The organism is Mycobacterium sp. URHB0044, from assembly GCF_000620625.1.
In the GTDB taxonomy this organism is placed as follows: Bacteria; Actinomycetota; Actinomycetes; order Mycobacteriales; family Mycobacteriaceae; genus Mycobacterium.
Map to the genome: position 1 here is coordinate 78,323 of NZ_JIAW01000027.1, position 11,084 is coordinate 89,406.

Below are 11,084 nucleotides of genomic sequence, written 5' to 3' on the forward strand. Positions count from 1 at the left end.
CCTTGGTCCTCGATGGTGGGCCGTCAAGGGAGGTAGCGCACTATGGCCTCTGCGACCGCTGCTGGCTTCTCGGATCCCGCGACCTCCACGCTGATGGTCACCACCGCCTGCACCGCTCCGTCAAGCTTCGTGATCGCGCCGATGACGGCCCGCGCCCTCATCCGGGCGCCGACGTGAACCGGCGTGATGAAGCGAACCTTGTTGTAGCCGTAGTTGATCGCCATCGCGACATCGTCGACGCGGTAGAGCTCCTGCATGAAGTACGGCAGCAACGACAGAGTCAACAGGCCGTGAGCAATCGTGCCGCCGAATGGGCCATCGGCTGCCCGCTCGGGGTCGACGTGGATCCACTGATGGTCTTCGGTGGCGTCGGCGAACAAGTCCACCCTGTCCTGCGCAACCTCCAGCCACTCGGTGGGACCCAGCTCCGTGCCTTCGGCTGCGACGAACTCGCCCAACCCGTTGAAGATCTTCACCGGGGTCACGGCGTCACATCGACAGGAAGCGGACGACTGCCGTCGCTACCGCGACGACAAACAGAATGGCGGCCGGCGCGGCGCCCTTCAGATCGTCGACGCGCGCATGGGTCACGACCGCACCGATGAGAAGCAAGGCCAACCCTATCGCGGCCGCGATGCCCAGCACGGGCACCGCTATTCCCGCGACAAGCCCGACAGCTCCCGCGATCTCGAGTGCACCGATGACACGAAAGAGGTCAGTGCCGAGGCGCAGTTGGTCACGCATTTGCAGCGACTGTTTGGCGCCAATGACCTTGGGGACGCCCGCTCCGAGGAAGGTTAGCGCCAGCAGGGCGCTCAGGACGATGGTTGCGATGTACATGGTGATCCTTTCGAAAATGACTGGAAGTGCTTGGTTTACGCGCCGCGGACGCGGCCGATGATGTCGGCGGCGTCGCTGACCGATGTTCCGCTCCACGCGATGTGCAGATCGGGCCGTACCAGGACGAGCTGATGACGGTAGAGCTGGCGCAACCGCGGGTCGTCGAGCGGAAGATGGTGTATCGGCAGGCCGACAAGATCGGCTTCATCCAACAACCGCTTGGCGTCGCTTGCCCCGCCGATCGCATCGATCAACGTGAAGCCTGGACCGAACCGGTCGAACAACGTCTCGTCCTCGGAAACAACGACATTGGGGGCGCGGTGCCCGGCGCGGACCGCGGGCACGAAGGTGCGGCGATTCCACGGGGGCGCCTCGGTGCTGGGAGGCCACACGATGGGGGAGTCGTCGTAGCGCACGTCGAGTTCGATGCCGAGGCTGAGGTTTTCGGCGTCATTGGCGGTGAGGAAGTCTGCCACCGCGGCGCGGTGTGCGGCGGCTTCAGCGCTGGACTGGCCGACCAAGTCGTGGTCGACCATGCCGTGGTATTGCAAGATGACGCCCATGTTTTCCAGGGCCGCATTGCGACTGCGTTCACCGACCGGGCGGCGTTCGGCCTCATAACTGGCCGCGAGGTTTGGCCCTCCCCATCCGTGGAGCATGGCCGCCAGCTTCCAGCCGAGGTTGAACGCGTCACCGAGACCGGTATTCATGCCGTGGCCGCCAGTTGGGGGCATCGTGTGGACGGCGTCGCCCGCCAACAGGATGCGGCCGTGACCGTAACCGTCGGCAAGCAGCGCGTTGGGCCACCATGCGCTCGACGCAAGGATCTCGCTGATGGCGATCGGCCGTCCCAGCGCGCGGGCGACGAATTCCCGCGGGTCTCCGATCGGATCGGGATCGGTGACCTCGGACCCCAGGCCACTGTGCACGGTCCAGGTGTCGACCTCGTCCTGGGCGATCAGGATCGATCCTCCAGGCGTGTAGATGTGCCAGAACTGTCCCAGCGCATGTAGGTTCGCCAAATCGGTAGACCGAAAGTGCACCAGCCCGAAGCAAACGACGTCCCGCAGGCCCTCCATGCCGATGCCCAGCGCATCGCGGACCCGACTCGACGCGCCGTCACATCCGACGAGATAGTCCGACCGGACGTGTAAAGCCTCGCCGCGATCGTCGACCAGGGTTGTCTCGACGGCGTCGTCGACCTGCTCGCACGTCTCCAGTCGCCAGCCCTGCCTCACATCGATCAGCGGGTCCCGTTTGCAGCGGTCCATCATCATCGCCTCGAACAACGCCTGGGAACAGCGCTGCCACGGTTGACCGGGGCGCGACCCGTCGGTCAGGCCGCGCAGAATCGTGCGCTGGTCATCGGCGGACGGAAGCGACCAGCGGGCGATCTCGGGCCCGTCGAGGCTGGGGGCGAAGATGACGTCGAAAGAGTGCTGCGACGCAACGCCCACCTGCCGTAGCTCTTCGTCGATGCCTAGCCGGCGCAACAACTCCATGCTCACGCCGTTGGTGATGTCCATCTTCGGAAACTGCGTGGTGTGCGTATTGCGCTCGGCGAGAACGCTTTTGATGCCTTCATTTGCGAGCACTGCAGCAAGCACCAAGCCCGTCGGCCCGCCGCCTGCGATCAGGACGGGGGTCTCGATCAGTTGTGTCATGGCCCGGACTCCTCCTGCGGTGTCGCGGCACCGCGACGATGCGCCGACGATATCGACTAACTGTGATGAATGTCAAGAATTATCTTGACGGACGACACATTATATTCGTACGCTGTCTTCCATGAGCAGCGTCGATGCGCGGACCGCAACCACCCTCGGGGAAACGTTCCTGGCAACCGTCGCCACTCGTGGCGCCGCCCCGGCGATCTGCAACGCCGACGGGCAGACGGTGCTCTCTTGGCACGAATACGGCGAACAGGCACGCCGCGCGGCAGCGGGATTGTCGGCGCTGGGGCTCGGCCACCAGCAGACGATCGGATTGCTGCTGGCCAATCGGCCCGAGTTCTACCTCGTCGATACCGCCGCATTGCTCTTGGGCGCGGTGCCGTTCTCGATGTACAACACCTCGGCGCCGGAGCAGCTCGTTCACCTGCTGTCCGACGCCGGCTGCCGAATCATCGTGACCGAGGCCGCTCTACTGCCCGCACTGGCTGCCGCCCTCGAACAGCGGCAAGGCGCCGTCGAACACGTCGTGGTCGTCGATTCGCCGTCATGGTCGGAACTCTTCGCCTCCGGGCAGATCGACCAGGCTGCCGCCGTGGGACCCGATGATCTGGCGACCCTGATCTACACCTCTGGCACGACCGGACCGCCGAAGGGCGTTCAGTTGACCCACGGGAACATCCTTGCGATGACCACCGAGGTGGCGGTCCGCCTCGAGGTGCAGCCCCATTACCGCGTGATCTCGCATCTGCCGTTGGCGCACATCGCCGATCGCCTCTGCTCGCACTACCTTCCGCTGGCCGTCGGTAACAGCGTGGTGTGTTGCCCGCAACCGAGCCAAGTGATCGAGCTTCTGCCGCGGGTGCAGCCGGAAGTGTTCTTCTCGCCCCCACGCCTGTGGGAAAAGCTGCGCAATCTGATCGCTGCGGAGCTCGAGGACGGGGGAGACCGTCACGAGGTGCTGCGACGACTGGGATTCGGCAATCTCGAGGTCGCAGTCGTAGGCGCCGCGCCCTGCTCGCCCGAGCTGGCCGAGTTCTACGCTGACGTCGGGATCCCGTTGCTCGAGGTTTACGGGCTTTCGGAGACCGTCGGTGTGATATCGCAGTCCACCGCTCAGGACAATCGACCGGGCGCGGCAGGTCGGCCGCTGGACAGTTACGAGGTCCGCTTGGCCGACGACGACGAACTCTTGGTGCGCGGGCCGATGGTGATGGCCGGATACCGGAACCGCCCGGAAGCGACGGCAGAGGCGATCGATGCCGACGGCTGGCTGCACACCGGCGACATCGCGCGCATCGCCCCCGATGGCCAGCTGCAGATCGTGGGTCGCAAGAAAGAACTCATCATCAACGCATCCGGAAAGAACATGTCGCCCAACAATATAGAGGCGTGTCTGAAGGAAAGCGGACCATTGATCGCAGAGGCGTGCGTCGTCGGGAATGCGCGGCCGTACAACGTTGCGCTGATCGTGCCGGAGGCAGGGCTCGCAAGTAGTTACCGCACGGCCGCGGAGTTGCGGCAGGCCGTACAGGGCTGCGTGGAGATCGCGAACGCCCGGATGTCACGGGTGGAACAGATCAAGCGCTTCGCGATCCTGCCCGATCCGTGGGTGCCGAACTCCGATGAACTCACACCAACCATGAAGCTCAAGCGCGGCTCCATCGAGTCCAAGTATGCCGCGCACATCGAAGCGCTCTACGCAGGGAAGGACACACCATGAAGCTCGTCAATTACCGCCACGGTGACAATGTTGCGGCCGGTGTCGTGGTCGATGAAGACGTCGTGCCGTTGCACGCAATCGATGGCGCACCAACCGATGTCACACAACTGCTGGCCGCCGGCCCGGCGGTACTCGCCGACATCGCGCGCAAGAGCGCCGGCGTCTCGGCACGCACACCGCTGTCCGAGGTGACATTGCAGGCGCCTGTCCCGCGACCCTCGAAGTACCTGGCCATCGGCTTCAACTTCAGCTCACACCTTGACGAGATCCGCAGGGCCGCGGAGCAGCCGGAGTACGCCGAGGCGATGGAACGCTTCGCTCACTTGCGTCAGGCCTTCCCGGACCAGAAGATTCCGACCTTCTTCAACAAGCAGGTTTCCTGCATCACCGGGCCGTACGACCCGATTCTTGCCCCTCACGACTCGCAGATGCTCGACTACGAAGGCGAGCTGGTGGCCGTCATCGGTCGGCGTGTGCGACGTGCAGATGTCGCGACTGCGCTGGCGTCGGTCGCCGGCTACACGGTCGGCAACGACGTGTCGGTGCGCGACTGGCAACAGGACACGCCAACGATGTGGCCGGGCAAGAGTTTTGACACCCATGGGCCGATCGGTCCGTGGGTCGTCACCGCCGACGAAGTGGATCCGGCCGACCTCAGGATCCGCACGTGGGTGGACGACGAACTGCGTCAGGACGGCTCGACGAAGGAGATGGTGACCGGGGTCGGTGAGATGATTGCTGCGCTGTCACGCATCTGCACGCTCGAGCCTGGTGATCTCGTCGCGACGGGCACCCCTGGTGGAGTAGGTGTGTTCTCGGGCAACATGTTGCGGCCAGGTCAGCGCGTGCGCGTCGAGATCGAGGGCATCGGGACGATCGACAACCCGGTGGTGGCGGAAGCCGCCGCCTAGCGCTACTTGCCGTGGTGGTCGCCACGGCAAGTAGCGCTAGGCCCTCATGAGACCGCGCGTTGCAGAAGCTTGTCCGATGCCGCGATGAATCGATCGACGAAGTCTCCTGTCATGCCAGCCGACGGCAGGATGGGCCTGGCCTTGTTGTTGAAGTGAATACCCGTCCGCCCGTCGAGTTCCTTGGCGAACAACAGGGGCACGATGCGTTTCGCATACTGCTGAGGCGACTGCGAGAACAGACCGATGACGGTTTCGGTCAACCTGTGTGAAAGACTGCCAGCTCCAAGGGTGTTCGACCGAATGTCAGTCTTGATGAGTCCGGGGTTGAGCCCGAAGTAGTCCGGTCCAGGCAGGATGTCGGCCCCTGCGAGGATCAACGCCTCGTTGGCGGCGACGGTGTTCATATGCGCGCTGAGAGTGCCGTACTTCTGCTCGGCGTTGAGATCGTCGGGATTTCCGAGGGCTCCGGTTCCGGGAGCGGCCATGATGAATACCCGCGCCGGTGGTGCGCCGCTCGGTCGCGCGGTCCCGATCCGACTACTGAGCCCTTGCAATATTGCGTACCGGTTCAGGTAGCTGACCGCAAGGTCCCGTTCGATGCCCTCGCTGGTCTCTTCACGAGACTTGGCGGCCATGATCCCGGCGGTGAAGAGGGCGACGTCGAGCGACTCGGCCGGCAGCTCGCGGCCCAGTCGCGCCGCTTCGCGCATGGACGACAAATCAGCCGCCACGAACGTGAGGCGACTCGACGGGGCGCCGCGGAACGTTCGGCCGACGACCGTGACCTCGGCGCCTTTGTCCAACGCGTGCTCAGCGATGGCACGCCCCAGTCCGCCGGTGCCACCAATCACGGCCAATCGCTCGCCCGACAGATCCAGCCGTTCGAAGGGAACCGGCTTCAAAATCACGCTGTGGTCGGGGGTCCCGCTCATCTTCATGGTCATGATTGGCTCCCGTTGAGCGCGGGGTAGTCGGTGTATCCCTGTGCGCCACCGGCATAGAAGGTGGCCGGGTCCGCCTCGTTCAGTGGTGCGTCACGGCGCAGCCGCTCGACCAGATCTGGGTTCGCCAGTGCCCAGCGTCCGACGGGGATGACGTCGGCGAGCCCGCCGTCCAAGTCGCCTGCGAGCTCTTCCCGAGTGCGGTTGCCGCGGTTGACCAACAGCGCCGTCGGCCAGAGGTCCCGGATCTCCCGTAGCAGGTCGTCGTCCCCGCCGTGCATTACGTGCAGATAGGCCAGGCCGAGCGGAGCCAACTCGGTGACCAAAGCGCGGTATGTCTCTGCGGTGTGAGACCCCTCGTCGATGCCGTTCAACGGCGATCCCGGCGAGATGCGCATGCCCGTACGTTCGGGCCCGATCTCATTGGCGACCGCCTTGGCGACATCCACCGCGAACCGGATGCGGCCCGCCACGGAACCGCCGTAGGCGTCCGTGCGGTGGTTCGCGTTCGGGGACAGGAACTGTTGAATGAGGTAACCGTTCGCGCCGTGGATCTCGACGCCCGTGGCGCCGGCCTCGACCGCCCGTGCCGCCGCGGTGCGGAAGTCGTCCACCGTGGCCACGACCTCCTCGGTGGTCAGCGCACGCGGCGTCGGGATGTCCTGCATGCCGGACGCGGTGAACATCGGCGCACCCGGCGCGATCGCCGACGGTGCGACCGGCTGCCGGCCGTGGGGCGTGTTGTCGGGGTGACTGACCCGGCCGACGTGCATCAGCTGGATGAAGAGGTGCGCGCCTGCCGCGTTGACGGCATCGGTCACCGTCCGCCAGCCTTCGACGTGCGCGTCGGTATGGATGCCGGGCGTCGTCAGGTAGCCCTGGCCGTCCGCACTCGGCTGCGTTCCCTCGGTGATGAGCAGTCCGAGCGACGCGCGCTGGGCGTAGTACTCGGCCGCCAGCGGCGCGGGCGTGCCATCGGGGAGCGCGCGGCTGCGGGTCATCGGCGCCATCGCGAGCCGGTGGTCCAGCGTGATCTGTCCCAGCTTGTACTGGGACCACAGGGAAGTCATTCGTTAATTTCCTTACTAGTACGTTGCCAGGATGGCTGGCTGTGTCATCGAATCGAGGCGGCCGTGCTACTCGATGGACTCCTCGCGCAGCGCGGGAATGACCTCGCGCCCAATCAATTCGAAGGAGCTCATCGTCTCCTCCTTCGTCAATGTCCCGAACGAGGCCCACATCAGGATGTTCGAGCAGCCGAGCTCGTGCGCCTGCTTCAGCAGTGTGTCGCGGACCGTGCTCGGCGATCCGACGATGAAGATTCCGAGGTCGATGAGGGTCTGCCAATCAACCGGCCCGGAGCCGGCGAAGGGCCGGAAGAACGACTGGTAGAACTCGGTGTTGTAGCCCTCGGGGACGGTGTTTTCGATGTCCTTCCAGACGACCGACTCCTTGTACAGCCCGAACATGTAATTGAGGGCGGGTTCCGCTATGGCGCGGGCTTCTTCGTCGGTTTCCGCGACGTAGACGTTCCGCAGCGCCATCACGGTGTCCGGCCCCGCGGCGTGGCCCGCCTTGCGTGCCCCGGCCCGATACCTGTCGTGCGCTTCCCGCAGTTTCTCTGTCGGCTGGAACGCGGTAGAGATGTGATAACCCTGCTGGGCACACCAGTCGATGGTCTCAGGGCTGAGCGCGGTAATCCAGATCGGCGGCCGCTTCGACATGGGCTGCAGCGGTTGCGGCCACAGCGACGTCTCCTCGAAGTTCGCGTACTCACCGGAATGGGTGAAGACCGGTTTCGAGAGTGCTTCTTCGATCAGACGCAGCCCTTCTTGGAATCGGGGTCGCGTTTCCTTCAGCGGAATGCCTTCACGGGAGAACTCGTTCTCGTCGACACCTCTGCCAACGCCGATCTCGAGCCGCCCGTGGGTGAGATAGTCCAGCATCGCGAACTCTTCGGCCAGCCGTCGCGGGTTGTGCATCGGCAGGATGTTCGCCATGACGCCGAGCTTCAGCCGCTGGGTTCGCTGGGCGATTGCGGCGATCAGCAGGTTGGGCGAGGGGCTCAGAGCGTAGGGGGTGTAATGGTGCTCGCTGAGGAACAGGCCCTCGAATCCGACCTTCTCGGCCAGCTCCCACGACTCGAGGTGCCAGTCGTAGAGCTCTTGCGTGGCCTCGGCGTCGAACTTTGCGGCGTCAGGGGCCCAGGGGTAGTTGAAGATGTCGAACAGCCAAGGGGTGATCATTTTGCCTCCGTCGTTGGGGGTTTCGTGGGATCAAGAGAATGCTGCAGGTTGGACGTCGACGCGGCTCCTCACCCTGGCGCCGTGAAGTCGTCGGTTCCGCCCGACAGATACGTGCCGATGCGGTTGCCATTCGTGATGGGAAGCGTTAGCTCAGAAGGATGTTCGGCATCGTGCAGGATGCTGACCCACGACGGGCTCTGCCGGAGCAGATGGCCCTGACCCACCAGATCGATGAATTTCTCGGGTCGTTCGAGATCGGCGGAACTGACCTGAAGTTCGATCCGCTGGCCGGGTGTGAACACGTAGGCCGTCGGCGCCAACGAGATCTCGTAACGGTGGATTTCGTCGGGTGTCACGGGTTTGGGGTTGGTGTAGGGGTGCTCGGGTAGCCACGGTTCAGATCGAGCCTCGTCGACCTCGCGCAGGCTTCCGCGCAGCCAGCCGCGAGTGAGCAGATGCCGGTTGCCGTCGACCTCGACCACCCACAGCGAGAGGAACAGCAACAATTCCTCGTCGGTAGTGGCGGCGTACACCGTCGCCGTTGCAGGCCCGATCAATTCGGTGCGTTCGACCAAGGGAGGCGTGGTGAAGGTGACGGCGCCACGGCCGTTGTACGTGTTGTCCTCGTAGCTGGATGCCCCTTCGTAGGGCCAATGCTCGTGTTCGGACAGCAGCCCTTCGCGGTGCAGGTAGAAGCTGTGCCACGCGGTTTGCGGCAGCGGCCACTCGTCGGCGTCGAGCCAGGCGCCCTTGCCACTGTCGCCGGGAACGAACAGCTGCACGCTCGGCTCGTCGAGGTAACCGGTGTCATTTCCCTTGAGCCAGTGGTCGAACCAGCGCAAGGATTGCTCCGCGTATTGGTAGACCGGTCGATCGAGGTAGATCGGTGGCCCGACGATGAGCTTCTTCGGCGCACTGATCTGCTTCCATGCCCGGAACTCGCCGGGCAGATGCAGTCCGTACATACCCCAGCACGCGCCCAGCAAGATGGGCACCCGGATCGCTGCGAGGTCGGGGTTGCGTTCGTGCCAATACGGGCCATCTTCCGGGTTCATCAGCACGTCGATGACCAACGGGTGCGCTTTGTAGTCCGGGGCGGCCACCGCAGCGGCGAGCTCGGGCACGGCCATGATGTCCGGGTCGGCGCGCAGCTGCTCCAACCGGCGGACGTACTCCTGTTCTCCCAGTGCCCTTTTGCTCCATCCATCGACCCGGGCGTTCGCCACGTGCTTGGTCCACGACGTGAGGAAGAACCGGGCGAGGATGCCTCCGTGATAGAACTTGTCGCGATAGAAGTCGGTGTAGCCGAACGGTGCGAACACGGCCTTGAGCGGTTTCGGGTTGCGGGCTGCGACCTGTTTCGCCGCAACGGAGAAATAGGACACGCCGAACATCCCGACCGCGCCGGAACACCACGGCTGCTTCGCCATCCACTCGATGACGGCGACCGTGTCGTCGACATCGCGCGGTCCATAGTGGCTGTAGCGGCCGCCCGAGGCGCCCGTCCCTCGCGCGTTGACGATCACATGGGCATACCCGCGCCGAGCGTAGAAGTAGGGATCGCCGGCCTCGGCCTGAGCATTCACCGGATTCATCGCGCGAGGGCTCGACGGCGTCGACTGCATGGCCGCGTCGTAGGCGTGCACTCCGAGCAGGGCAGGGAATTGGGCGTCGTCGCAGTCTGGCCGGTATATCTGCGCGTCGATCTCGACACCGTCGTCCATCGTGATGCGGACGTGCCGATCGACGCGAACGTCGTACTGCCGCGGCGATGTTCGCCAGTTGACGCCGAACATCTACAGCTCTCCGAGGGCAGCAAGGGCGGCGCCGGCAACGGCGGCATCCTGAGCGCCGGTCCCGCCGCTCACTCCGATCGCACCGATGACGTGACCGCCACCAACGATGGGAAGACCGCCGGCAACCGTGGTGAACCTGGGCACAGTGGGCATGTACGCCAGCGCCGCCGGATCCGAAGCGACGAAGGCGTGCACCTGTTCGGTGGGAGCACCGGCATTGGCCGCAGTCCAGGCTTTGTCGGCCGCCACCTTCAACGGCAACAGGCCCGCTCCGTCCGTGCGGGCCATCGCGATCGGCTCACCGGCGACGTCGCTGACGACGATGGCCGCCGGCATGCCCGCCTCGCCGGCGGTCCCGACGGCGGCCTCGAGCAGTCGGCGAGCCGTCTCGTAGCTCAGCGTCGACCGTTCGTAGGTGGTCGGTTCCGTTTGAGTCATCTGATTCCTTCGTCGGTGTGGCAGGCCTGGTGTAGTGCGGTGCGCAGCAGGCGTGGGTCGTGGAGGGGGTCCATGAGGGCGATCATGGAGAGGGCGGTGCCGGCGAGGTGGCGGGCGAGTTCGGCGCCGGCGGTGGTGGTGTCGCCGCGTAGGACGGCTTGCAGGATCTTGGTGTCGTGTCCGATGACGACGTCCCAGGCGCTGGGGGTTTGGGTGGTGTAGACGCGTCGGTAGCGGCGGGCGTGATCGGACAGTTGGCGGATCAGTAACTCCAGGCGGCCGCCGTCGGCGTCGGGGCGGAAGAACTCGTGGAACCGTTCGTGCGGGACGGTGAAGCGGTCGTAGTCCCGCGCGTCGGCGGCGCGGCGCATCTCGTCGAGCACACTGGTCATCTCGTCGAGTTCGGCCGCGGTCAGCAACGGCACCCGCACGGTCAGCGCCAGCGGTTCCAAGACCAGTCGGGTGGCGTAGAGCTGTTCGAGGTCGCTGGAAGAGAAGTCGGCCACCTGGATGCGGTGATTG

The 11,084-nt window shown here is 65.1% G+C and carries 11 protein-coding genes; 2 read left to right on the plus strand and 9 right to left on the minus strand.

Annotated features, from left to right (window positions below; translation table 11 throughout):
* Positions 1-23 precede the first annotated feature (23 nt).
* The 3 genes from N536_RS0133345 to N536_RS0133355 are packed head-to-tail and all read right to left on the minus strand — an operon-like array spanning position 24 to position 2,504.
* Positions 24-476: a MaoC family dehydratase gene (locus tag N536_RS0133345; RefSeq protein WP_029117578.1), complete on the minus strand. Its 453-nt coding sequence runs from the start codon at positions 474-476 to the stop codon at positions 24-26.
* Positions 477-489: 13 nt separating this feature from the next.
* Positions 490-840, minus strand: a complete 351-nt coding sequence (locus N536_RS0133350) for a DoxX family protein (RefSeq protein ID WP_029117579.1) — start codon at positions 838-840, stop codon at positions 490-492.
* A gap of 35 nt (positions 841-875) precedes the next feature.
* Complete coding sequence (locus N536_RS0133355; RefSeq protein ID WP_051574953.1) at positions 876-2,504, minus strand: FAD-dependent monooxygenase; 1,629 nt, start codon at positions 2,502-2,504, stop codon at positions 876-878.
* A 121-nt stretch (positions 2,505-2,625) separates the two neighbouring features.
* Between N536_RS0133355 and N536_RS0133360 the strand changes: the two genes are divergently transcribed.
* The gene (locus N536_RS0133360; RefSeq protein WP_029117581.1) at positions 2,626-4,230 is read left to right on the plus strand and encodes a long-chain fatty acid--CoA ligase; all 1,605 of its coding nucleotides are present in this window, start codon (positions 2,626-2,628) and stop codon (positions 4,228-4,230) included.
* Positions 4,227-5,141, plus strand: a complete 915-nt coding sequence (locus N536_RS0133365) for a fumarylacetoacetate hydrolase family protein (protein ID WP_029117582.1) — start codon at positions 4,227-4,229, stop codon at positions 5,139-5,141. Before N536_RS0133360 ends, N536_RS0133365 begins: the two co-directional genes overlap by 4 nt.
* A 44-nt stretch (positions 5,142-5,185) precedes the next feature.
* Here the strand turns inward: N536_RS0133365 and N536_RS40240 are convergent, their stop codons facing one another.
* From N536_RS40240 to N536_RS0133395, 6 genes are all read right to left on the minus strand, one after another.
* Positions 5,186-6,085 carry an NAD-dependent epimerase/dehydratase family protein gene (locus N536_RS40240; protein ID WP_197040288.1) on the minus strand — a complete coding sequence of 300 codons (900 nt, stop codon included), beginning with the start codon at positions 6,083-6,085 and terminating at the stop codon, positions 5,186-5,188.
* Entirely contained in the window at positions 6,082-7,152 is a 1,071-nt protein-coding gene (locus N536_RS0133375; protein ID WP_029117584.1) for an alkene reductase, read from the minus strand. The genes N536_RS40240 and N536_RS0133375 overlap by 4 nt, the downstream gene beginning before the upstream one ends.
* Positions 7,153-7,218: 66 nt before the next feature.
* The gene (locus N536_RS0133380) at positions 7,219-8,328 is read right to left on the minus strand and encodes an LLM class flavin-dependent oxidoreductase (RefSeq protein ID WP_029117585.1); all 1,110 of its coding nucleotides are present in this window, start codon (positions 8,326-8,328) and stop codon (positions 7,219-7,221) included.
* 68 nt (positions 8,329-8,396) lie between these two features.
* The gene (locus N536_RS40245) at positions 8,397-10,124 is read right to left on the minus strand and encodes a CocE/NonD family hydrolase (protein WP_036438505.1); all 1,728 of its coding nucleotides are present in this window, start codon (positions 10,122-10,124) and stop codon (positions 8,397-8,399) included.
* Positions 10,125-10,562: a heme-binding protein gene (locus tag N536_RS0133390; protein WP_029117586.1), complete on the minus strand. Its 438-nt coding sequence runs from the start codon at positions 10,560-10,562 to the stop codon at positions 10,125-10,127.
* Positions 10,559-11,084: GntR family transcriptional regulator (locus tag N536_RS0133395; RefSeq protein WP_029117587.1), on the minus strand; the 526-nt coding region annotated here is incomplete at its 5' end. The genes N536_RS0133395 and N536_RS0133390, both read right to left, overlap by 4 nt.